Annotated in this window: 2 protein-coding genes; both read right to left on the minus strand. The window is 72.4% G+C overall.

All coding sequences use genetic code 11. The annotated features are described in order from the left end of the window. Positions 1-17: 17 nt before the first annotated feature. Positions 18-20495 carry an amino acid adenylation domain-containing protein gene (locus tag ABEE00_RS21605; RefSeq protein ID WP_345747252.1) on the minus strand — a complete coding sequence of 6826 codons (20478 nt, stop codon included), beginning with the start codon at positions 20493-20495 and terminating at the stop codon, positions 18-20. Beyond that, on the minus strand, positions 20492-25828 hold the full coding sequence (locus ABEE00_RS21610; protein WP_345747253.1) for an amino acid adenylation domain-containing protein: 5337 nt from the start codon (positions 25826-25828) through the stop codon (positions 20492-20494). The genes ABEE00_RS21605 and ABEE00_RS21610 overlap by 4 nt, the downstream gene beginning before the upstream one ends. Positions 25829-25880 lie beyond the last annotated feature (52 nt).

Consider the following 25880-nt stretch of genomic DNA (forward strand, 5'->3'; position numbering starts at 1 on the left):
CGCCTGGGGCTGATGCGTCAGACGGACCTGTGCGAGGCCGTGAGGGCCTTCACCACCTGGACGCCCGCGTCGCCGTTGGTCAGCACGACGAAGCCGGTGCGCGCGCGGAGCCGCGTCACCGAGACGCCGTGGTAGCCCACCGGGGTCCCGCCGTGCCCGAACTCCGTCTCGGACGCGGTCACATCGACCGCCGTACCGAGTCCGTAGAGGCTGAGCGGCGACGGCGTGAGCATCGCCTCGGCGGTCTCCTTCCGGAGCAGCGCGCCGGGGCGGCCCAACGCGGAGCGGCGTACCTCCAGTGCCGCCTTGGCCAGGTCAACGGCCGTCGACCACATGCCGGCTGCCGCGGCGTCCGGCCTGATGCGCCAGCCACCCGCGTACGGGGTGCCGTCGGCGCCGTGGCCGGCGGCCACGGTGCGGCCCGGGCCGTACGGGAAGTCCTGGCCGAAGCCGCTGTCCCGCATGCCGAGCGGTTCGAGCACCAGCTCCCGCATGACCTGCGCGAAGGGCTGGCCCGTCACGTCCTCCACGAGCTGCTGGAGCACGCAGTAGTTGACGTTGGCCTTGCGGAACCGTTCGCCGGGGACGCCGTCGCGGGCGACCGGCGGCACCTCGCGCGAGGCGCTGCCGTCCAGCAGGTCGAGCAGCGAGGGCCCCTCGCCGTCCGCCGGGAAGCCGTTGCCCGGGGTGGGCGACAACGCGGCACGGTGGCCGAGCAAGTGCCGTACGGTGACCGGCTCCTGGCCCGGCTCGGTCGGCACCTTCCAGGTGGTGAGCCGGTCGTTGACGTCACCGTCCAGTACGAGGACGCCCCGGTCCACCAGGCGCAGCACGCCCAGCGCGGTGATGTGCTTGCTGAGGGAACCGACCTGGAAGGGGGTGTCGGCGCGCACCGGGGTCTCCCCCGCCGCCGTGCCGTACCCCTCGGCGGCCACCAGCTCACCGTCGTGGATCACGGCGACGCTCGCGCCCGGCACGCGGTGCTCGTCCAGGATCCGGTGCACGAAGTCCGTGTCCGGCAGCGTGCCCTCGGTCCACCAGGAGGTGGGGGCGGGCTGCTCGGCTTGCTTCCCCGCCTGCGCGGAGTCGGCTTCGGCCTGCGCCTCGTCCGCCCCCTCCTCCATCGCCTCGGCCATCGCCTCGTCGAGCGCCGCGTCGAGGGCCGCAGCCACGGCCGAGAGCGTTTCGTGCTGGTAGAGCATGAAGAGCGTCAGCGGCAGGTCCTCCCGCTGGGCAGCGGCGACCGCCTGGATCACCAGGATGGAGTGGCCGCCCCGGGCGAAGAAGCCGTCCTCGCGCCCGACCTTCTCCACGCCGAGCACCTCGCACCAGATCCGCGCGAGCCGTTCCTCGGTCCCGGTGGCCGGCGGCGCGAAGTCCTCCTCCCGTACGTCGTCCTGCCCAGGCTCAGGCAGCGCCCTCCGGTCGACCTTCCCGTTGGCGTTCAGCGGGATGGACTCCAGCAGGGTGACGTCCGATGGGACCATGTACGCGGGCAGCTTCTCCGCGCAGTGCGCGGCGAGTTCGGAGGACGCCGGGGGCGCGGCGGGGTCGGCCGGCACCACGTAGGCCACGAGCCGTACGTCGCCCGGCGCGTGCTCCCTGCCGAGCACGGCGGCCTCGCGGACTGCGGGGTGATCCGTCAGGACGGTACGCACCTCACCGGTCTCGATGCGGTGGCCGCGGATCTTGACCTGGTCGTCGGTACGCCCCAGGAACTCCACCGTGCCGTCCGCCAGCCAGCGGGCCAGGTCACCCGTGCGGTAGAGCCGGGCGCCCGGGGCGCCGTAGGGGTCGGGGACGAAGCGCTCCGCGGTCAGCGCGGGCCGGTTGAGGTAACCGTGCGCCACGCCCGTGCCGCCCACGAACAACTCGCCGGTCGCACCGACGGGGAGCTGCCTCATGTGGGCGTCCAGGATGCGCATGGTCATGCCCGGCAGCGGGGCACCGATGGGCACCACCGGCTGACGCACCTCGGTCGGCACCGGATGGATACAGGTCCCCACTGATGCCTCCGTGGGCCCGTACTCATTGATCAGACGGCCCGCGCCCAGCCAGGAGGTCCAACGCTGGGCCAACGGTGCGGGCAGAGCCTCACCGGCCACGACCACCACACCCGCCAGACCGCGAGCCTGACCCTCCGTCAACTGCTGCGAGAGGATCTCCAGATGGCCCGGCGTCAGCTTCAAGAACGCGAACGGGCCAGCCGCGACAAGCCGTTCGCCCAGCTCCGACAGATCCATCTCCTGCGGCAGCATCACCACCCGCTGCCCCGCCACCAACGGCGCCCACACATTCGGCACCACCAGATCGAACGCGACGGAGGAGAAGACCGCGCCACCAGAACCACCACGGCGCGCCCCGGCCTCCGCCAAGTCCCGCGCAGCCCAGGCGACATGGTTGGCCAGTCCACGATGGGAGACCGCCACACCCTTCGGACGCCCCGTCGACCCCGACGTGAAGATCACGTACGCGGTGCTCTCCGGATCCACGGTCACGTCGAGGCCCGCGGACTCCTGCGCGGCGATCGCGTCCGCCTCGCCCTCCACATCCACGACCGTAGCGGCAGCATCACGCAGCTCCCCCGCGTACGCCGAACCGGTCACCAGCACACGCGCGCCCGCATCGCTCAGCATCGTCCCGATCCGCGCGGCCGGGAAGGCCGGATCCAGCGGCACAAACGCCGCCCCCGCCTTCCACACACCCAGCAGCACCGCATGCAGCTCCGGCCCACGATCCAGCAGCACACCCACCACCGAGCCGACCCCCACACCCACATCCCGCAGATGCCGAGCAACCCGATTCGCGCGCGCCTCCAACTCACCGAAGGACACGGCAAAACCGTCCCCCTCCACAGCCACCGCACCCGGCACCCGCGCCGCCCGCTCGCCCAGCACCATCGGCACCGGACGCTCGGACACCGCGCCCTCTGAGGCGGTCTCCCAGTCGCCGAGCACCTGCCGCTCTCCGTAGGGGAGTTCCAGGTCGCGGGGGTCGCCTTCGGCGTCCGCCGCCATGGCCTCCAGGACTTGCCGGTACAGGGCGGCGAGCCGCTGCCCGTTCGCCCGGCTGACGGTGCCCGGGGCGCAGCGGAGCTGGAGCCGCCCAGGCGCCGAGGACACGGAGAAGCCGAACTCGTTGTGGCTGGACCCGGCGCCCGCCGAGGCGTCGACGGTGATGCCGCCGCGCTCCTCCAGGTCCTCGACGGAGCCGAAGTCCTGGTAGCTGAAGTAGACCTCCAGCAGGCGTTCCCCGCCGCCGAACTCCCGCTGGATGGCGGGCATCGGGAAGTGCCGGTGCGTCCACATCTCCCGCTCGGTCGCGAAGGTGCCGGCGACCAGTTCCCGCCAGCTACGGGCGCCCCGCCGGTGGCGGAGGGGCAGCACGTTCAGGAACATGCCGTGCACCCGGTCGGCGTCGGCGGCCTCGGGCCGCACGTGGTGGGTCAGGCCGGAGAGGAAGGCGTCCTCCGGCGTCAGCCGCGCGAGCACCGCGAGATGGGCGGCCAGCAGCACGCTCTTGAGCGGCGCGTGGGCCCGGGCGGCGAGGCCGCGCAGACCGTCCCCGATGTCCTCGTAGGACACCGGCAGCACGTACAGCGCCTCGTCGGCGTACTCGTCACCCGCATCTGCGGGGCGGTCGTCGCCCGCCCCGTCCTCGCCCCAGCCGTCCGGCAGCCGGAAGCGCTCCTGTCCGGCGACCTGGCCGCGCCAGTAGTCCCGGGACGCCTCCGACTCCAGCGCGGCGAGTTCGGCCGCGACGGTGTCGGCGAACCGGACCTTCGGCGTCCGCGTCCGTACGCCGGCGTCCTGCGCGTCGAGCACGCCGTCGAGCAGGCCGTGGTAGACGCCCATCAGCTCGGTGAGCATCTGCTGGAGGCTCCAGCCGTCCAGGATGACGTGCGCGTACGCGGCCGTGAGCTGCCAGCTTCCGTCGCCGCACAGCAGCACGCTCAGCCGCAGCAGCGGGCAGGCGTCCTGCGGCAGTGCGGTACGGCCCAGCCGGTCCACGTGCTCCCGTACGAGGCGGTCGGCCGCTTCGCCGGTCGCGCCGTCCAGGTCCTCGACCTCCACGGTCAGCGCCGCGTCGGAGTGGACGAGCTGGAGCGCCTGCGAGTAGCCGCTCAGGTGCACGCTGGTGCGCAGCACGTCGTGCCCGGCGACCAGCGTGTCGACCGCCTTCTGGAAGACGGCGGCGGCGAAGGGCCGCCCGTCGCGCACGCGCATGCTCTTGACCAGGTGGTACGCCGGGTTCTCGGGGGCGGCCAGCATCTCGATCTGCATGCCGAGCTGGCTGCGGGTGAGCGGGTAGGCGTCGTCCAGGCCGTCCGGGAGCAGCGCCAGGTCCGCTTCGCCGAGGAGCGCGAACGGCTCGACCGGCGGTGTCACGCCGGCGCCCTCCCGTCCGGCGAGCAGGGCGCAGAAGTCCTCCAGCACCGGACGCTCCATCAGGTCCCGCACCTCGGCGCTGATCCCGGCGTCGCGGAGTGTCCCCACGAGGAGGACGCTGCGGATGGAGTCGCCGCCCAGCTCGAAGAAGCCGTCGCGCAGGCCGACCCGGTCCACGCCGAGGACGCTCTGCCAGATCGCCGCGACCTGCTCCTCCAGCGGCGTACGCGGGGCGACGAACTCGCCCGCGGCGCGCAGCGATCCGGCGTCCGGCGCCGGCAGGGCGCGCTTGTCCAGCTTGCCGTTGGTGGTGAGCGGTATCGACTCCAGCTCCACGAAGGCGGCCGGGACCATGTACTCGGGCAGCGTCGTGGCCAGGGTCTCCCTGATCGTCCTGGCGTCGGGCGCCCGGTCGTCCTCCGGTACGAGGTAGCCGACGAGCCGCTTGTCGCCCGGGGTGTCCTCCCGTACGACGGTCACGGCCCGGCGTACGCCCTCGCACTCCGCCAACGCGGCGGTGATCTCGCCGAGTTCGATGCGGAAGCCGCGGATCTTGACCTGGTCGTCGATCCGGCCGAGGAATTCGAGGCTGCCGTCCGGGCGGCGCTGTGCCAGGTCGCCGCTGCGGTACATGCGCGCGCCGGGCGCCCCGAAGGGATCGGGCACGAAACGCTCGGCGGTCAGCGCCGCGCGGCCGAGATAGCCGCGGGCCACACCGGGCCCGGACACGTACATCTCCCCCGCCACACCGTCGGGCACGGGGCGCCCGTCGGCGTCGAGCAGGTGCACCGTCAGGTCGGACAGCGGGCGCCCGATGGGGTTGCCGTCGGCGCCGAAGTCCTTCTTGGTGAGCCGGTGGTAGGTGGTGTGCACGGTGGTCTCGGTGATCCCGTACATGTTCACCAGCGAGATCCGCCCGAGGCCCAGCTTGTCCGTCCACGGCGTGAGCTGCCCCAGTTCCAGCTTCTCGCCCGCGAAGATCACGGCACGAAGGGAGAGGCCCTTGACCCGGCGGTCCCCCGCGCCGGCCAGACCGACCAGCGAGCCGAAGGCCGAAGGGGTCTGGCTCAGGACGGTGACCTCCTGCTCGACGAGCAGGTCCAGGAACTCCTCGGGCGAGCGCGTCACAGAGCGCGGTACGACGACCAGCCGGCCGCCGTGCGCCAGCGCGCCCCACATCTCGAAGACCGACACGTCGAACGCGTACGAGTGCGCCATGGACCACACGTCCGCCTCGTCGAAGGCGAAGTGCTCCTGGGCCGTGGACAGCAGCCGCACCACGTTGGCGTGCGTGAGCACGACGCCCTTGGGGCGGCCGGTGGAGCCGGAGGTGTAGATCGTGTAGATCACGTTCTCCGGCGAGGACACCCGCACGGGGTCGGAGGCCGGCTGCTGCGCCAACTCCCCTTCCAGCGCCGGGTCGTCCAGCACGACGAGGCGGCCGTCGAAGACCGTGGAGAGCACCGGTACGAGGTCGGAGCTGGTCACCACGGTGCGCGCACCGGCGTCGCCGAGCACATAGCCGAGCCGCTCCACGGGGTTCGCCGGGTCCAGCGGCAGGTAGCCCGCGCCGGACTTGAGGATGCCCAGGAGGGCCGGGATCAGTTCGGACCCGCGCTCCAGGTGCAGGCCGACCATGTCCTCGGGGCGCACGCCCGCGTCCCTCAGCAGATGCGCCAGGCGGTTCGCCCGCGCATTCACCTCCGCGTACGAGAGCTCCGTACCCCCGGCGACCACGGCAATCGCATCCGGAGCATCCGCAACCGCCGCCTCGAACAGTTCGTGGACCAGGGTGCCGTCGGCGATGTCCTTCGCCGGGTCCGTCGGCATCGATATCTCCCTCTGCCGCGGGTTCGCCGCGGTCGCTTCGTGCGGGTGCAGCGCGGTCGCGTCGCCGTCCACGTCCTCGGCCAGCGACTCCAGGACCGCCCGGTACATGGCGCCCAGCCGCTCGGCCGCCTCCTGGCCGATCAGCTCGGTGCTGCCGCGCAGGCCGATCTTGCGGTCGCCGTGCGCGTGCACGGCGAGGCCGAACTCGTTGGGGGCCTCGCTGATGCCGGTGGACTTGTCGACGAGCGCTCCGTCGGTCTCGTAGAAGTCGACGAAGTTGAAGAACACCTCGGCCAGCCGCTGTCCGCCGCCGAGTTCCCGCTGGATCGCCGGCAGCGGGAAGTGCCTGTGCGTCCACACCGCGGTCTCGTGCGCCAGTACGCGGGTGAGCAGCTCGCGCCAGGTGCGCGAGCCCCTCTCGTACGGGAACGGCAGGGTGTTGAGGTGCATGCCGATCACGCGCTCGGCGCCGACGGCCTCGGGGCGCCCGTGGAAGACCACGCCCGTGTGGAAGGCGGACGCGTCCGTAACCTGGCTCATCACCTTGAGGTGGACCGCCAGCATCAGCGTCTTGAACGGCACGTCCGCCTCGGCGGCCCGCTGCCGCAGCCGCTCCGCCAGATCGGCCACCGGCACGTCCACGGCGAGCGGCGCGGGCCGCCCCTGTCCGGCCCAGCCGGACGGCGGGGTGAGCACCGCGTACTCGTCCACCACACGCTGCCAGTAGCCGCGCGTGTCCGGGCTGCGCAGCGCCGCCAGCTCGGCGGCCACGGTGTCCGCGTACCGGACCGGCAGCGGCGGGTACGGGGCCGGGGCGCCGGCGTCGCGGAACTCCCGGTAGGCGAAGAGCAGTTCCATCTCGAGGTTCTGGGTGCTCCAGCCGTCGATGATGACGTGGCAGGTGGTCAGGGTCAGCCACCACGCCTCGTCGCTCTCCAGCAGGACGGAGACGCGGAGCAGCGGAGCCTCGGTCAGGTCGAACAGGCGGGCCCGTTCGGCGGCCACATGGGCGCGCAGCTCCCGCTCGCCCTCCTCCTCGCCGGTTCCGCGCAGGTCGATGACCTGCACCGGGATCTCGGCCTGCGCGTGGACCAGTTGGAGCGGCACCGAGTGGCCGGTGACGCGGACCGAGGTGCGCAGCGAGTCGTGCCGGGCGGCCACGGTGCGCACGGCGGCGCGCAGTGCCTCCTGGTCGAAGGGGCCGTCGTCGGTGATCCGCTTGGCGATCACCGAGTGGTAGTTGTTCCGCTCATTGCCGCTGAGCAGTTCGGCGACCATGCCGAGCTGCACCTGCCCCAGCGGATAGGCGTCCGCCAGGCCCTCGGGCAGCGCCCTGCGGTCGGCCTCGCTGATCAGCGCGTACGGCGCGGTCGCGGCCCGCTCCTCCCCGTTACGCGCGCGGCCCTCGATCACGGCCGCGAGCCTGGCGGGGGTGCGCTGCTCGAACACGTCGCGCACGGACACCTCGTAGCCCCGGCCCCGCAGTGCGCCCACCACGCCGACCGCGCGGATGGAGTCGCCGCCGAGGTCGAAGAAGCGGTCGGCGGTGCCGATGCGTTCGGCGCGCAGGACCTGCTGCCAGACCTCCACGACATCGGCCTCGGCTTCCGAGACGGGCGCGACGAACCCGGGGCCGGCGTCGGCTCCCGAGCGCTGCCCGCCGTCGGGGGCGGGGAGCGCCGTGCGGTCCAGCTTTCCGTTGGCGTTCAGCGGGAGGGAGTCCAGCGGCACGAAGGCGGACGGGACCATGTACGGGGGGAGCTGGTCGGAGCAGTGCTCCTCGAGCTCCGTGGTGTCGAGCGGTTGCTGCTGCCCGGCGACCACGTAGGCGATCAGGCGCTTGCCGCCCTCGGCGTCCTCGTACACGGTGACGCGGGCCTCCCGCACGGCGGAGTGCCGCTGGAGCACCGACTCGATCTCCGGGATCTCGATGCGGTGGCCGCGGATCTTGACCTGGTCGTCGGTACGCCCCAGGAACTCCACCGTGCCGTCCGCCAACCAGCGGGCCAGGTCACCCGTGCGATAGAGACGGGAGCCCGGGGCGCCGTAGGGGTCGGGGACGAAGCGCTCCGCAGTCAACGCGGGCCGGTTGAGGTATCCGTGTGCCACGCCCGTGCCGCCTACGAACAGCTCGCCGGTCGCGCCGATGGGGAGTTGGGCCATGTGCGGGTCGAGGATGCGCATGGTCATGCCCGGGAGCGGGGCGCCGATGGGCACCACCGGCTGACGCACCTCGGTCGGCACCGGATGGATGCAGGTGCCCACTGATGCCTCCGTGGGCCCGTACTCATTGATCAAGCGGCCCGCGCCCAGCCAGGAGGTCCAGCGCTGGGCCAACGGTGCGGGCAGGGCCTCACCGGCCACGACCACCACACCCGCCAGATCCCGTGCCTGATCCACCGTCAACTGCTCGGAGAGGATCTCCAGATGGCCCGGCGTCAGCTTCAAGAACGCGAACGGGCCAGCCGCGATGAGCCGCTCACCCAACTCGGACAGATCCATCTCCTGCGGCAGCATCACCACCCGCTGCCCCGCCACCAACGGCGCCCACACATTCGGCACCACCAGATCGAAGGCCACAGAGGAGAACACCGCGCCACCGGACCCGCCGTGCGCAGCCCCGGCCTCCGCCAAGTCCCGCGCAGCCCAGGCGACATGGTTGGCCAGTCCACGATGGGAGACCGCCACACCCTTCGGCCGCCCCGTCGAGCCGGACGTGAAGATCACGTACGCGGTGCTCTCCGGATCCACGGGAAGGTCCAGCGGCGCACTGTCGCAAGCAGCGATCGCGGCCGCCTCGCCCTCCACGTCCACAACCGTCTCGGCGGCCTCACGCAGGTCAGTTGCGTACTCAGAGCCGGTCACGAGCACACGCGCCCCGGCGTCCTCCAACATCGTCCCGATCCGCGCGGCCGGGAAGGCCGGATCCAGCGGCACAAACGCCGCCCCCGCCTTCCACACACCCAGCATCACGGCATGCAGATCCGGACCACGGTCCAGCAGCACACCCACCACCGAGCCGGCCCCCACACCCACATCCCGCAGATGCCGGGCCCAGCGATTCGCGCGCGCCTCCAACTCACCGAAGGACACGGCGAAACCGTCCCCTTCCACGGCCACCGCACCCGGCACCCGCGCCGCCCGCTCGCCCAGCACCGCTGGCACCGGACGCTCGGAGATCATGGGCGCCGCCGTGCTCCAGGACTCCAGCCGCTCCGCGTCGCCGTGGGGCAGCCGTACCGCACGCGCTTCGCCGTCGGCGCCTTCGGCCATGGCCTCCAGGACCTGCCGGTACATGCCGGCCAGCCGTTCCGTGGCCTCGCGTGTGAGCACGCCCGTGTGCGTCTTGAGGACGAGGCCGCTGCCGCCCGTGCCGACGGTCAGCGCGAACTCCGTACCGCCCGAGCCGAACCCGGCGCCGAGGTCGAGCTGTTCGGCGTCGAGGTTGTGGAAGTCGCGGTAGTTGAAGATCACGTCGATCAGCCGGTCAGAGGCCCCGCCGGCCAGCCGCTGCACCTCGGGCAGCGGGAACCTGCGGTGCGGCCAGAGGCCGACCTCGGCGTCGAAGACCTGGCGGACCAGTTCGCCCCAGGTGCGGGCGCCGCGCTCGTACGGGAACGGCAGGGTGTTGAGGAACATGCCGTGCACCCGGTCCGCGCCCTGCACCTCGGGCCGTACGTCGACGACGAGACCGGTGTGGAAGCGCTCCGCGTGCGTGAGCTGGCCGAGCACCTTGAGGTGGGCGGCGAGCAGCACGCTCTTGACCGACGCGCCGGACTCGGTGGCCAGCGCGCGCAGGCGTCCTTCCAGGTCGGCGACCGGAACGGTGACGGAGTACGCCTCGGAAGCGCCCTCGCTGCCGGCCCAGTCGGCCGGGAGGGTCAGCGGAGCGTGGGTGTCGACCAGGCGCTGCCAGTACGCGCGGTCCTCCGTGCCGGCCAGCGCGGCCAGTTCGGCGGCGACCGTGTCGGCGAACCGTACGCCGGCGGGCTCGGGCACCACCGGTTCCCGGCCGTCGGCCAGCGCGCGATAGCAGTCGATCAGCTCCATCAGCATGGAGTGCTGGCTCCAGCCCTCGGTCACCATGTGGGACCGCGTGAGGCTCAGCCACCAGCCGTCGTCCGCGAGATGGGCCGCCATGCGCAGTTGCGGCGCCCGGGCCGGGTCCAGCGGCGTGCAGGACTCCTCGGCCACGTACCGCTCCAGCGCCCGCTCCGTCTCCGCGGCGTCGAGCCCCCGCAGGTCGTGCACCGCGAACGGCACCTCGACCCGGCTGTGCACCAGTTGGAGCGGGGTGGACGCTGTCGACAGGTCGAAGGAGGTACGCAGCGCCTCGTGGCGCGCGGCCACCTCGCGCAGTGCCGCGCGCAGCGCCGCCTCGTCCAGCGGGCGCTGATCGCGCACCTTGTATCCGGCGGTGCTGTGGTAGTGCGCACGGGCGCCGGACTGCTGCTCGTAGAGCATGCCGGTCTGCACCTGGGTCAGCGGGTACGCGTCGTCCAGGCCGTCCGGCAGCAGCGCCCGGTCCGCCGCGCTGATCAGCTCGAACGGTGCCACAGGGCGGTACGCCTCGGCGGGCGCGCCGCGGGTGCCGATGAGCGCGGCGAGGCGCGCGACGGTGCGCTGCTCGAAGACGTCGGCGACGCTGACGTCGTGCCCGGCCGCGCGTACGGCGCCGACCAGCGCGACGGCGCGGATCGAGTCGCCGCCCAGGTCGAAGTACGAGTCCTCCACGCCGAGCGTCTCCAGGCCCAGCACCTCGGCCCAGACCGCGGCGAGCTGCTGCTCCAGCGGATTGCGCGGCGCGACGAACGCGCCGGCCGCGCGCAGGGATCCGGCGTCGGGAGCGGGCAGGGCGCGCTTGTCGAGCTTGCCGTTGGTGGTGAGGGGGATGGCCTCCAGCTCCACGAAGGCGGCCGGGACCATGTACTCGGGGAGCGTCTGGAGGAGTTCGGCACGGAGTTCGGCCGGGGACACCTCGCCCTCGGGACCGCTCTCGGGTACGACGTACGCCACGAGGCGCTTGTCGCCCGGGGTGTCCTCGCGTACGAGGGTCACGGCTTGGCGTATGTGCGCGCAGGCCATCAGCGCGGCGCTGATCTCGCCGAGCTCGATGCGGAAGCCGCGGATCTTGACCTGGTCGTCGATCCGGCCCAGGACTTCGAGACTGCCGTCGGCACGGCGCAGGGCGACGTCACCGCTGCGGTACATCCGGGCGCCGGGCGCGCCGAAGGGGTCCGGCACGAAGCGCTCGGCGGTGAGCGCCGGGCGACCGAGGTAGCCGCGGGCCACGCCGGGGCCGGACACGTACATCTCGCCGGGGACGTCGACCGGGACGGGGTGGCCCTGCGCGTCGAGCAGGTACACGGCGAGGTCCGCGAGCGGGTGGCCTACGCGGCTGAGCGCCGGGTGTTCCACGTCGTACGTGTCGACCTCGTGGTACGTGGTGTGCACGGTGGTCTCGGTGATGCCGTACATGTTCACCAGGGAGATCGCGTCGAGACCCAACCGCTCGGTCCACGGACGCAGTTCGCCCATTTCCAGCTTCTCGCCCGCGAAGATGACCGCGCGCAGGGACAGGGCGTCGATACGGGTATCGCCAGCACCAGCCAGACCGACCAGCGAACCGAAGGCCGAAGGGGTCTGGCTCAGGACGGTCACCCGCTGCTGGGTCAAAAGGTCCAGGAATTCCTCGGGGGAACGCGTGACCGCGCGCGGTACGACGACCAGCCGGCCGCCGTGCGCCAGGGCGCCCCACATCTCGAAGACCGACACGTCGAACGCGTACGAGTGCGCCATGGACCACACATCGCCCGCGCCGAATTCGAGGTGTTCGCGGGCCGTCGAGAGCAGCCGCACCACATTGGCGTGGGACAGCACGACACCCTTGGGGCGGCCCGTCGAGCCGGACGTGTAGATCGTGTAGATCACGTTCTCCGGCGACGACACCCGCACGGGGTTGGAGACCGGCTGCTGAGCCAACTCCCCTTCCGTCGCCGGGTCGTCCAGCACGATCAGCCGCCCGTCGAATACCGTCGACAGCTCGCCCACCAGCTCAGATGTCGTCACCACGACCTTCGCGCCCGCGTCACCGAGCACGTAGCCCAGGCGCTCCACGGGGTTGGCCGGGTCCAACGGCAGGTATCCGGCACCGGACTTGAGAATGCCCAGCAGCGCCGGGATCAGCTCGACCCCGCGCTCGAGGTGCAGACCGACCATGTCCTCGGGCCGCACACCCGCGCCCCGGAGCAGATGCGCCAGACGATTGGCCCGCGCATTCACCTCCGCGTACGAAAGCTCCGTACCACCAGCAACCACGGCAATCGCAGACGGCGAATCCGCAACCGCCGCCTCGAACAACTCATGCGCCAGCGAAACAACGGGCTCACCGGAATCCGCAGCGGCAGCCGTCATCACCTCCCGCTCACCGGCAGGCAGTCGGGAAGCGATCGCGTCGCCGCCCACACCCTCAGCCGCCATCGCCTCCAGCACCACCCCGTACATCTCCACCAGGCGCTCGACGTTGGCCTGGGTGAGGACGTGGGTGTTGCTGCGGAGGCCGATCTGGCCGGCGACGGTGGTGACGGCGAGGCCGAACTCGGTCTCGGTCCGGTTGATGCCGTTGCCCTCGTCGACGACCTCGTCGTCGCCGATGTTGTGGAAGTCGAGGTAGATGAAGAACACGTCCAGCAGGCGCTGGCCCTCGCTCTGGATGCCCTGGAGGGGGAAGGAGCGGTACGGCCACGCCTCCGCCTCGCGGTCGAAGACCTCCCGCACCAGGTCGCCCCAGGTGCGCGCGGTCCGCGCGTGCGGATGCGGCAACGTGGTGATGTACATGCCCATCAGCCGGTCGGCGCCGTCCACCTCGGGCCGGGTGTGGCCGACCAGGCCGGTGAAGAAGCGCTCCTCGCCGCTGAGTTGGCTCAGCACCTTGAGGTGGGCCGCGTGCAGCACCGCCTTCATCGGCACGCCGGCCGCGGCGGCGAGACCGCGCAGCTTCGGTTCGAGATGGCGGTACGAGTACGCGGCGCCCACGCGCTGCGCCGGGGCGTCCAGGTCGCCGTGCCAGCCGTCGGGCAGCGTGAAGCGGGCGTGGCCGTCCACGATGTCCTGCCAGAACTCCCGCTGCTCGGCGGAGGCCAGCGCCTCCAGCTCGGCCGCGATGGTGTCGGCGAAGCGGACCTGCGGCGCCTCGTAGTGCACGTCGCCGCCCGCGCAGAGCTGGCCGTACACGTCGACCAGGTCCTTGAGCAGGGTGTGGTAGCTCCACCCCTCAAGCACCGCGTGGTTCTTGGTGAAAGAGCAGCGCCAGGTGGTCGGGCTCTGTACGTGGAAGAAGATGCGCAGCAGCGGCGCGGAGGAGTTCAGGTCGAAGCGCTTCGCGCGCTCGGCCGCGGCGAAGGCGACGAGCTCGGCCTGCTGCTCGTCGGCGTCGAGGTGGCTGATGTCGCGCCAGGCCAGCGGGATGTCGACCTCGGCGTGCACGAGCTGCATCGGCACGCTGAACCCGGTCAGCGCCGCCGAGGTGCGGAGGATGTCGTGCTGCTCCGCGACGATCCGTACGGCCTCGGTCAGCTTGCCGAAGTCGAAGGGGTTGTCGTCGCGGACCAGGAACGAGATGAAGTCGTGGTAGTTGCCGCGCTCGCCGGAGGCGAGGGTCTCCACCAGCATGCCGGTCTGGTTCTGCGACAGCGGGTAGGCGTCGGACAGGCCGTCCGGCAGCAGCGCCCGGTCCTCGTCGCTGATCAGCGCGAAGGGCTGGACCGGCGCCAGCGGGGCACGCGGAACCTCGCGCCCCGTGGCCGCCGCGCACAGCGCCGCGACGGTGGTGTGCTCGAAGACGTCGCGTACGGAGACCTCGAAGCCCGCGGCGCGCAGCGAACCGACCAGCGTGACGGCCCGCAGCGAGTCACCGCCGAGCGCGAAGAAGTCGTCCTCCACGCCGACGCGTTCGGCGCCGACGGCCTCCGCCCACACGGCGGCCATGCGCGCCTCGGCGGGAGTGCGCGGGGCGACGTAGCGCCCCTGATCGAGCTGCTGCGCCGCCGGCTCCGGCAGGGCGCGCTTGTCGAGCTTGCCGTTGGTGGTGAGGGGGATCGACTCCAGCTCCACGAAGGCGGCCGGAACCATGTACTCGGGAAGCGTCTGGAGGAGTTCGGTACGGAGATCGGCCGGGGACACCTCGCCCTCGGGCACGACGTACGCGACCAGGCGCTTGTCGCCGGGTGCGTCCTCACGGACCACGGTGACGGCCTGGCGTATGTGCGCGCAGGCCATCAGCGCGGCGCTGATCTCGCCGAGCTCGATCCGGAAGCCGCGGATCTTGACCTGGTCGTCGATCCGGCCCAGGACTTCGAGGCTGCCGTCGGCACGGCGCAGGGCCACGTCACCGCTGCGGTACATGCGCGCACCGGGCGCGCCGAAGGGATCGGGCACGAAGCGCTCGGCCGTCAGCGCCGGGCGGCCCAGGTAGCCGCGCGCGACACCCGGGCCTGAGACGTACATCTCCCCCGGGATCCCGACGGGTACGGGCTGCCCCTGCGCGTCGAGCAGATAGACCGCGAGGTCGGACAGCGGGTAGCCGACCCGGCTCAGTGCCGGGTGCTCCGCGTCGAAGCCGTCGATGCGGTGGTAGGTGGTGTGCACGGTGGTCTCGGTGATCCCGTACATGTTCACCAGCGAGATCGCGTCGAGACCCAACCGCTCGGTCCACGGGCGCAGTTCGCCCATTTCCAGCTTCTCGCCCGCGAAGATGACCGCGCGCAGGGACAGGGCGTCGATACGGGTATCGCCAGCACCAGCCAGACCGACCAGCGAACCGAACGCCGACGGGGTCTGGCTCAACACTGTGACTTGTTGCTGGACGAGCAGGTCCAGGAACTCCTCCGGGGAACGTGTCACCGCGCGCGGTACCACGACCAGCCGGCCACCGTGCGCCAGGGCACCCCACATCTCGAAAACGGACACGTCGAAGGCGTACGAATGCGCCATCGACCACACATCGCCCGCGCCGAACGCCAAGTGCTCGCGGGCCGTCGAGAGCAGCCGCACCACATTGGCGTGCGTGAGCACCACACCCTTGGGGCGGCCCGTCGAGCCCGAGGTGTAGATCGTGTAGATCACGTTCTCCGGCGACGACACGCGTGCGGGATTCGAGCTCGGCTGCTCCGCCAACTGCTGCTGCGTCGCGGCATCGTCCAGCACGATCAGCCGCCCGTCGAACACCGTCGACAGCTCGCCCACCAGCTCAGACGTCGTCACCACGACCCGCGCACCGGCATCGCCGAGCACGTAACCCAGCCGCTCCACGGGATTCGCGGGGTCGAGCGGCAAATAACCCGCACCCGACTTCAACACACCCAGCAACGCGGGAATCAGCTCAACCCCACGCTCCAAATGCACGCCCACCATGTCCTCAGGGCCCACACCCGCACCCCGCAGCAAATGCGCCAGACGATTGGCCCACGCATTCACCTCCTCGTACGAAAGCTCCGTACCACCAGCAACCACGGCAATCGCATCCGGAGAATCCGCAACCGCCGCCTCGAACAACTCATGCGCCAGCGAAGCAACCGGCTCCCCCGCATCCGCAGCAGCAGCCGTCATCAACTCCCGCTCACCGGCAGGCAGTCGGGAAGCGATCGCGTCGCCGCCCACACCCTCGGCCGCCATCGCCTCCAGCACGGCCCCGTACATCTCCACCAGGCGGTGGATGTGGGTGTCGTCGAGCCAGCGGCGGTTGGCGGTGAGGATGATGTGGCCGGAGCGGGAGGAGACGGTCAGCGGGAACTCGGTCGGGCTGTCGTCGTTGCCCGCCATGATGTCGATCAGGTCGGTGTCGACCTGCCGGAAGTCGTGGTAGTTGAAGTAGACGTCCATCATCCGGCCGCTGCCGCCCCAGGCCCGCTGCACGGTCGGCATCGGGTAGCGGCGGTGCCCCCACATGCGCACCTCGGCGTCGAACACCCGGCGCACCAGCTCGCCCCAGGTGCCGGCGCCCCGGCGGAAGGGGAACGGCAGGGTGTTGAGGTACATACCCGCCACGCGGTCGGCGCCGACCATCTCGGGGCGGATGTCGCAGACCAGGCCCGTGTGGAAGTCCTCCTCGGCGGTGAGCTGGCTCAGCACCTTCAGGTGCGCGGCCACCATCACGGCCTTGAGGGAGGTCTCGGTGGCCGCGGCCAGCGCGCGCAGCCCGGACTCGATGTGCCGGAAGGAGAAGGCGGCCTTGTGCGCGTCGAAGCGCCCGGCGCCCTGGTCGCCCCAGTCCTCGGGCAGGTGCAGCGGCGCGTAGTCCCGGACGGTCTCGTCCCAGTACGCGCGGTCCTCCTCGGACTCCAGCGCCGCCAGCTCGGCCGCGATGGCGTCCGCGAACCGTACGTCGGGGGTGCCCGCGTACTCCGGCTCCCTCCCGTCGCGCAGCGCGAAGTACGTGGTGAGCAGCTCCATGATCAGGGAGTGGTAGCTCCACCCCTCCATGATCGGATGGCACTCGGTGATGGAGAGCCACCAGCCGTCGCCGTTGGTGGTGTGCGCGTGGTAGCGCATCAGCCCCGGCACGGTCATGTCGAAGGCGTGCGCCCGCTCGGCGGTGGCGAAGCGCCGCACCTCCTCCCACACCGCGTCCTTGTCCAGCGCGGTCAGGTCGATGGTGCGGGCGACCATCTCGGCCTGCCGGTGCACCAGTTGGAGCGGGCGCGAGTAGCCGGACAGGTGGAGCGAGGTGCGCAGCGCCTCGTGCCGGCCCACGAGCACGCGGCCCGCGGCGGCGAACGCCTCGGCGGAGAAGGGGGCGGCGTCGCGGATCCAGTACGAGGAGACGTTGTGATAGTTGTTCTGCGTGTCGTCGGTGAGCATCTCGACGACCATGCCGAGCTGGTTCTGCCCGAGCGGATAGGCGTCCACCACGTCCTCGGGCAGGAGGGAACGGTCCTCCTCCGCGATCAGCTCGAAGGGCCGCACGAGCCGCTGGGTGACGCTCTGCTCCCGCGCCTCACCGGTGAGTTCGGCCAGCCTGGCCACCGTACGGACGTCGAAGATGTCCCGCACGGTCACCTCGAACCCGGCCTCGCGCAGCTCTCCGACCAGCGCGACGGCCCGCAGCGAGTCGCCGCCCAGCTCGAAGAAGCTGTCGTGCGCGCCGACCTGGTCGACGCCGAGTACGGACTGCCACACCCCCGCGATGCGGCGCTCCAGGTCGTTGCGCGGCGCGGTGAATGCACCGGCGCTGCGCAGCGCGGCACCCGCGGGCGCGGGCAGGGCGCGCTTGTCGAGCTTGCCGTTGGTGGTGAGCGGGATGGTCTCCAGCTCCACGAATGCGGCGGGGACCATGTATTCCGGGAGCGTCTGGAGGAGTTCCGTACGGAGATCGGCCGGGGACACCTCGGCGCCCTCCGCCGGCACGAGGTAGGCCACCAGGCGCTTGTCGCCCGGGGTGTCCTCGCGGACGACGGTCACCGCCTGCCGTACGCCGGCGCAGGCCATCAGCGCGGCGCTGATCTCGCCCAACTCGATGCGGAAGCCGCGGATCTTGACCTGGTCGTCGATCCGGCCCAGCACCTCGAGACTGCCGTCGGCACGGCGCAGGGCCACGTCACCGCTGCGGTACATCCGGGCGCCGGGCGCGCCGAAGGGATCGGGAACGAACCGCTCGGCGGTCAGCGCCGCGCGCCCCAGGTAGCCGCGCGCGACACCCGGCCCTGAGACGTACATCTCCCCCGGCACGCCGACCGGCACCGGGCGCCCCTCGGCGTCCAGCAGGTACACGGCGAGGTCGGACAGCGGGTGCCCGACGCGGCTCAGCGCCGGGTGCTCCGCGTCGTACGTGCCGACCTCGTGGTACGTGGTGTGCACGGTCGTCTCGGTGATCCCGTACATGTTGACCAGCACCGGAGCGGACAGGCCGACGCGCTCGGTCCACGGGCGCAGCTCGCCCATCTCCAGCTTCTCGCCGGCGAAGATGACCGCGCGCAGGGCGAGTTCATCGATGCGGGTGTCGCCGGCGCCGGCCAGACCGACCAGCGAGCCGAAGGCCGACGGGGTCTGGCTCAGCACGGTGACCCGCTGCTGGACGAGCAGGTCGAGGAATTCCTCGGGGGAACGCGTGACCGCGCGCGGCACCACGACCAGCCGGCCACCGTGCGCCAGGGCGCCCCACATCTCGAAGACCGACACGTCGAAGGCGTACGAATGCGCCATCGACCACACATCGCCCGCGCCGAACGCCAAGTGCTCACGCGCGGTCGACAACAGCCGCACGACATTGGTGTGGGACAGCACGACACCCTTGGGGCGGCCCGTCGAGCCCGAGGTGTAGATCGTGTAGATCACGTTCTCCGGCGAGGACACCCGCACGGGGTTGGACGCCGACTGCTGTGCCAACTCACCAACGGTCGCAGCGTCATCCAGCACGATCAGCCGCCCGTCGAAGACCGCCGACAGCCCCGGGGCCAGGTCGGACGTGGTCACCACGACCCCCGCCCCCGCGTCGCCGAGCACATAGCCCAGCCGCTCCACCGGATTCGCCGGATCGAGCGGCAGATAACCCGCACCCGACTTCAGCACGCCCAGCAGCGCGGGAATCAGCTCGACCCCACGCTCCAGATGCACGCCCACCATGTCCTCGGGGCGCACACCCGCGCCCCGGAGCAGATGCGCCAGACGGTTCGCGCGGGCATTCACCTCCGCGTACGAGAGCTCCGTGCCACCGGCGACCACGGCGACCGCGGACGGCGCATCGGCGACCGCTGCCTCGAACAACTCGTGGGCCAGGACGGTGTGTTCACCCGCGCCGCGCCCCGCCGACGGGCCGGCCGTGACCAGTGCCCGCTCCTCCTCGCCGAGGATGTCGAAGCGTGCGATCGCGGTGTCCGGGGCGCCGAGCGCCTGCTCCAGGAGCGTGCGGAAGTGGCCGGTGAGGCGCCGTGCCGTCTCCTCGTCGAAGAGGGAGGTGGCGTACACCAGGCGGCCCTGGAAGGGGCCCTCGGGATGCTCCTGCACCTGGAGGGTTAGGTCGCACTTGGCGATGCCGTCCTCGTGATGGAACGGCTCGACGGTCAGGCCGGGCAGCGTGAAGGAGTCCATCCGCCACTCGTGCATCGTGAACGCGACCTGGTAGAGCGGCGTGCGCGACTGGTCCCGCTCCGGCTGGAGCTCGTCGACCAGGCGGGCGAAGGGCACGCTCTGGTGGTCGAAGGCGTCGAGCACGTCCTGGCGCGCCTCGGTGAGCAGCTCGCCGAACGTGGTCTCGGCGCCCTCCCACCGGGCGCGCATGACCAGCGAGTTGATGCCGTAGCCGAACATGCCCTGGAACTCGGGGCGGTTCCGCCCCGACACCACCGTGCCGACCGGCACGTCGGTGCGCCCCGTGTAGCGGGAGACGAGCGCCTGGAACGCGGTGAGCAGCACCGTGAACGGGGTCGTGTCGTAGCGCCCGGCCACCTCGCGCAGCCGGTCCGAGAGCTGCTGGGGCAGCTCGAAGCCGACGTCGGCGCCCGCGTGGTCGCGCACGTCGGGGCGGGGTCTGTCGGTGGGCAGCTCGGTGGGCTCCAGGCCGGCGAGCCGTTCGCGCCAGTAGGCCAGGTGCGGGGCGGCGCCCTCGCCGGCCAGCTCGCGGCGTTCCCAGGCGGCGTAGTCGGCGTACTGCAGCGGCACGGGCGGCAGTTGGGGCTCGCGGCCGTCCAGCGCCGCGGTGTAGACGGCGCTGAGCTCTTGGCCGAAGACGCGCGTGGACCAGGCGTCGCAGGCGATGTGGTGGAAGACCACGGCCAGTACGTGGTCGTCCTCTGCCAGGCGCAGCACCCTGGCCCGCACAGGCCACTGCTCGGCCAGGTCGAAGGGCGTGGCCATCTCCGTGTCGAGCGCGGCGCGCGCCGCGGCCTCGCGCGCCTCGGCGGTGTCGCCGTCGAGGCTGGTCACCGGCAGGGCGACGGTGCCGACGGGGTCGATGACCTGGACAGGTTCGCCCTCGTGGAGCGCGTAGCGGGTGCGCAGGATCTCGTGCCGGGCGCACAGGTGCTGCCATGCGGTGTGCAGCGCCTCGGTGTCGAGGGTGCCGCGCATGCGGAGCACGAGCGGCACCAGGTACTCGGTGCTGTCCGGCTCCAGGCGGCTGAGGAACCACATCTGCTGCTGTCCGTGGCTCAGCGCCAGCGGCGCCGAGCGGTCGGCGCGCGGGAGCGCGTCCCTGCGGGCCGCGCCGCGCGCGCCCCGGCCTGCGAGCCGCTTCCGCAGCAGTTCCTCGCGCAGAGCTGCGGCGGACTGTTCCTGGTGGCTCATGCGGTGGGTTCCTTCGTCTGCTCAGAGTCCGCGATCACGTCGCTGTCACTCATCTGGTCGATCTCGGCGCGGATCAGGTCCTCGACGGTCCGCGCGATGCCGGCGACGGTCGGCGCGTCGAAGACGGCGCGCACCGGGAGGGTCACGTCGAACTCGCTCCGGATCTCCGCGATCATCCGGATGGCGAGGATCGAATTGCCGCCGCGGTGGAAGAAGTTGTCGTGCGCGCCGGCCTCGACGCCGCAGGTGTCCCGCCAGATCTCCTGGACGGTCTCCTCGACGGGGCTCAGCGGCGCCTCATCGGCCGCCGCCGCGGGGGCCGGGTCCGGCAGCGCGCGCCGGTCGACCTTGCCGTTGCGGTTCAGCGGCATCTCGTCGAGCCGTACGCAGGCCGAGGGGACCATGTACTCGGGCAGGTACCGGGCGCAGTGCTCGGTCAGTGCCCGCTCGTCGGCCTCCTCCGGCCCGGCCGGCGTCCAGTAGGCGACGAGCTGCAGTGCGCTGCCCTCGCCCCTCGGCACCACGACCGCCTCTGCGACGCCGGGGTGGCCCAGCAGGACGGTGCGGATCTCGCCGGTCTCGACGCGGTGGCCGCGGATCTTGATCTGGTCGTCGCCGCGGCCCAGGAACTCCACGACCCCGCCGTCCCGCCAGCGCACCAGGTCGCCGGTGCGGTAGAGACGGGCGCCCGGTGCGCCGTACGGGTCGGGCAGGAAGCGCTCGGCGGTCAGCGCGGCGCGGCCCAGATAGCCGCGGGCCACGCCGGTGCCGCCGACGTACAGCTCGCCCACGGCGCCGACCGGCACGGGACGCATGCCCTCGTCCAGCACCCGCAGCTCCATGCCGGGCAGGGGGCCGCCGATGGGCACGGTGCCGGTGCCGGGGTCCCGCGGCACCGGGAGGAGGGTGCTCCCGACGGACGCCTCGGTGGGGCCGTACTCGTTGAACAGCCGCCCCTCGCCGAGGAGTTCGCCCCAGTGCGCGGCCAGGCGCCCGGGCAGCTCCTCGCCCGCGACGACGATCCTGGCCGCCAGGCTCCCCGCCTCGCTGGGGGTGAGCTGGCGGGACAGCACGTCGAGGTGTCCCGGGGTGAGCTTGAGGAAGCTGAACGGGCCCGACTTCACCAGGCGTTCGCCCAGCTCGGACAGGTCGGCCTCCTGCGGCAGCAGCACCACGCGCTGCCCGGTCAGCAGCGGCGCCCACAGGTTCGGCACCACCAGGTCGAAGGCCACGGAGGAGAACACCGCCCCGCCGCCCTGCCCCGCGCCGGCCAGCGCCTCCGCGGCCCACAACAGGTGGTTGGCGATGCCACGGTGGGTGACGGCCACGCCCTTGGGGCGGCCGGTCGATCCGGAGGTGTAGATGACGTAGCCGAGGTCGTCGGGGTGGCTCACCTCGCGTGCCGCCTCGGCCAGTTCGCCGAGCGGCCGCACGGGCCTGTCGCGTACGGCGTCGAGGCCGGGCCCCGCGAGGTGCACCGTACGGCCGCCGAAGCCGCCGGCCGCTCCGTTGCCCGGGCCGCCGTCGAAGCCGCCGTTCGCCCCGCTGGCCATCGCGCTCTCGAAGCCGCCCGTCGCCCCGCCGTCCGGGGCGCGGTCGGTGAGCAGCACCGAGGCTCCGGCGTCCGCGAGCATCGCGGTCACGCGGTCGGCCGGGAAGCCGGGGTCGATGGGCAGGTAGGCGGCGCCGGCCCACCAGGTGCCCAGCAGCGCCGCGTGCAGCAGCGGGCCGCGGTCGACGAGGACGCCCACGGGGGTGCCGCGCCGCACGCCGAGGGAGTGCAGGTGATCGGCGATCTGACCGGCCCGCTCGGCGAGTTGACGGTACGTCAGCCGCGTCTCGTCCGTCTCGACGGCGACCGCGTCCGGGGTGCGTACGGCCTGCTCGGCGATGAGCACGTGCGCCGCCCGCTCGGGCTGCGGCGCGGGGTCGCGGCCCCACGCGTCCAGCCGCGCCCTCCCCTCCTCGGTCAGCAGCGGCAGCTCGGCGAGGCTGCGCGAGTGGTCGGCCGCGGCGCTCTCCAGGGCGCGGCCCAGGGCCGAGGCCAGGTGCTCGGCGGTGGCGTGGTCGAAGAGGCTGGTGGCGTACTCCAGCCCGCCGACCAGGGAGCCGTCGCGCTCCGGGCGCAGCAGCAGCGTCAGGTCGGTGTGGGCCAGGTGCCACATCCGGTAGAGGGTCTCCAGGTCGCCGTCCACGGGCCCGTTGAAGTCCTCGCCGTGCAGGTCGAAGGCGACCTGGTAGAGCGGGGTGCGCGAGAGGTCGCGCTCGGGGGCCAGCTCGTCGACCAGCAGGTCGAAGGGGAGCTCCTGGTGCAGCATCGCGTCGCGGGTGACCGCGGCGGTGCGCCGGACGGCCTCGGCGAAGCCGAGCCCCGGCTCCAGGCCGCAGCGCAGCACCACGGTGTTGAGGAAGAAGCCGACGGCGCCGTCGAGTTCGGGCAGCCCGCGCCCGGACACGGGCGCGCCCACCGGCACGTCCCACTGGCCGGTGTAGCGGGCCACGACGGTGGCGAGCGCGGTCAGCACGGTGGTGAAGCGGGTGGTGCCGATCTCCCGGCCGAGCGCGTCGAGGGAGCGCACCGTCGCGGCGGGCACGGTCAGCGGGGCGATGGCGCCCTTGCCGTCCCGCACGGCAGGGCGGGGCCTGTCGGCGGGCGCGGACACCGGCTCGGCGCCGTCCAGTACCTCGCGCCAGTGCGCCACTTCGTCCCGTACGACGTCCGGGGTCAGGCGGTCGCGCTGCCAGGCCGCGTAGTCGGCGTACTGCACGGGCAGTGCGGGCAGCTCCGGCTCCTCGCCGCACACCAGGGCGTCCACGACCTGGTGGAACTCGCTCTCCAGCACCTTCGAGGACCACCCGTCGGTGGTGATGTGGTGCATGGCGACGACGAGCATGCGCGAGCCGTCGTCCAGCCGGCAGTAGGCGCCGCGCAGCAGCGGCTCCTCCGCGTCGAGCCGGAAGCCGGCGGTCATCAGCGCGTTGAGCTCGGCGGGCAGCTCCTCGCGGGTGCAGTCCACCGTGGTGAAGGGGACGCGCACGGAGGGCCGGATGAACTGGAGCGGTTCGCCGTCGACTTCGGCGTAGCGGGTGCGCAGGGCCTCGTGCCGGTCCACCAGCACCTGGAGCGCCTGCTCCGCCACCTCGGGCCCGGCGATGCGCGGCATCTTGAGCAGCAGCCCGGCGACCCACTCGGGGCTGCCCGGATTGAGCCGGTCCAGGAACCACAGGCGCCGCTGGCCGTACGAGAGCGGCACGCCGCGGTCCTTGGGCACGGGCACGACCGTGGTGGCCGGCGCGGGTGCCGCCACCGTCCCCAGCAGCTTGGCCTGCTCGGCCAGGATCGGCGTACGCAGCAGGTCGTGCAGGCCGATGTCCTGTCCCGTGGCCGCACGCAACCGCGTCGCCAACACCGCCACCTGCAACGACGTACCACCCAGCCGGAAGAAGTCATCGCCGGGCGCGACGTCCTCGACCTTCAGCACGTCCTTCCAACAGTCGGCCACCAACTGCTGCGCCGTGTCGAGGGATTCCCCGTCCTCGTCCAGCTCCAGCAGCGCGGCCTGCTCGGCCAGGACCGGCGTACGCAGCAGATCGTGCAGGCCGATGTCCTGCCCCGTGGCCGCACGCAACCGCGTCGCCAACACCGCCACCTGCAACGACGTACCACCCAGCCGGAAGAAGTCATCGCCCGGCGCGACCTCGGCGACGTTCAGCACGTCCTTCCAGACCTCCGCCACCAACTCCGTGGCTCGGCCCGAGATATGACCGGCCTCAGCGGCCGGAGCGGCGAGCGGGTCGGGCAGGGCCTTGGTGTCGACCTTGCCGGTGGGGCCGAGCGGCAGCGCGTCCAGCGGCACGAACCGGGAGGGGACGTGGCTGCCGGGCAGCCGCTCCAGCAGGTACGCGCGCAGCGCGTGCTCGGTCACCTCACCTTCGGCGCCCTCCCGCGGCACGACGTACCCGGCGAGGCGCTGTCCGCCGTCCTCGACCTTGTACGGGCGCACCACCGCGGCGCGCAGGGACGGGTGGGCCGCCAGGTGTGCCTCGATCTCGCCCGGCTCGATCCGCACGCCGTTGATCTTCACCTGGTCGTCGGCGCGGCCCAGGTATTCCAGCACGCCCTCCGGCGTCCACCGCACGCGGTCCCCCGTGCGGTAGAGGCGCGAGGCGTCCTTGGCGAAGGGGTCGGGCACGAAGCGGTCGGCGGTCTGGCCGGGGCGGCCCAGATAGCCGCGGGCCAGCCCGGCGCCGCCGATCAGCAGCTCGCCGGGAACGCCCACGCCGACCGGCCGGAAGGAGGCGTCCGCCACCAGCACCCGGGTGCGCGCGACGGGCCGCCCGATCGGCACGGGCCCGGTGGCCTGCGCGGGGTCGAAGCGGTGCGCCGTGGCGTTCACGGAGCACTCGGTGGGCCCGTAGGTGTTCCAGACCTCGACGTCGGCCAACTCCCGCACGCGGTGCGCGAGTTCGGCGTGCAGTTGCTCGCCGCCCGAGAGCACCTGCCACAGGGCGCCGCAGCCCTCCCAGCCGCTCTCCGCGACCATCAGCCGCAGGATGGAGGGCACCACCTGGAGCGTGGTCACCCGGTGCTCGGCCACCTCGCGCACCAGGGCGCCCGGGTCGCGCTCCGCGCCGGGTTCCGCGAGCACCACGGCGCCGCCGCACGCCAGCGGGGCGAAGACCTCCCACACGTGCGCGTCGAAGATCAGCGACGTGCGCTGGAGCACCCGGCTCCCCGGCCCGAACCCGAAGGTCTCCACCATCCAGCGGATCAGGTTGCCGATCCCCTCATGGCTGACGACCACGCCCTTGGGCTCACCCGTGGAACCCGAGGTGTGCAGCACGTACGCGGCACCGTCCGGGTCCAGGGACACCGCCTCAGCACCGGCCGACGAGCCCTCAGCCGACGGCTCCTCCGCGAGCTGATCCACCGTCACCGCCCGCGCCCCTGAGGCCGCCACCGCATCCGCGTCGCCGGCCTCGCACAGCACCAGCCGCGTGCCGGAGGCGCGCACCAGCGCCTCCAGTCGGGCCTGTGGCGCGCCGGGGTCCAGCGGCAGGTAGGCGGCGCCGGCCCGCCAGATCCCCAGCAGGCCGGCGACCAGGTCGGTTCCCCGGCCGAGCCGGACGCCCACCGTGGTCTCGGGCCCGGCGCCGTGCGCCCTCAGTCCGTGGGCCACGCGGGCGGAGCGGCGGTCCAGCTCCGCGTACGTCAGCTCCGTACGGCCGGCCACCACCGCCACGGCGTCCGGGGTCGCCACCGCCTGACGTGCGATGAGCTCGGGCGTCAGCGGGGGCCTCGCCGGGGAGTCCGTACCCTGCGCGGGATTCATGTCCGCTCCTCTTGATGACTGGTCGCGGGTGGGTGGCTGGTCGCGGGATGGA

The organism is Streptomyces odontomachicola, from assembly GCF_039605595.1.
GTDB lineage: Bacteria > Actinomycetota > Actinomycetes > Streptomycetales > Streptomycetaceae > Streptomyces.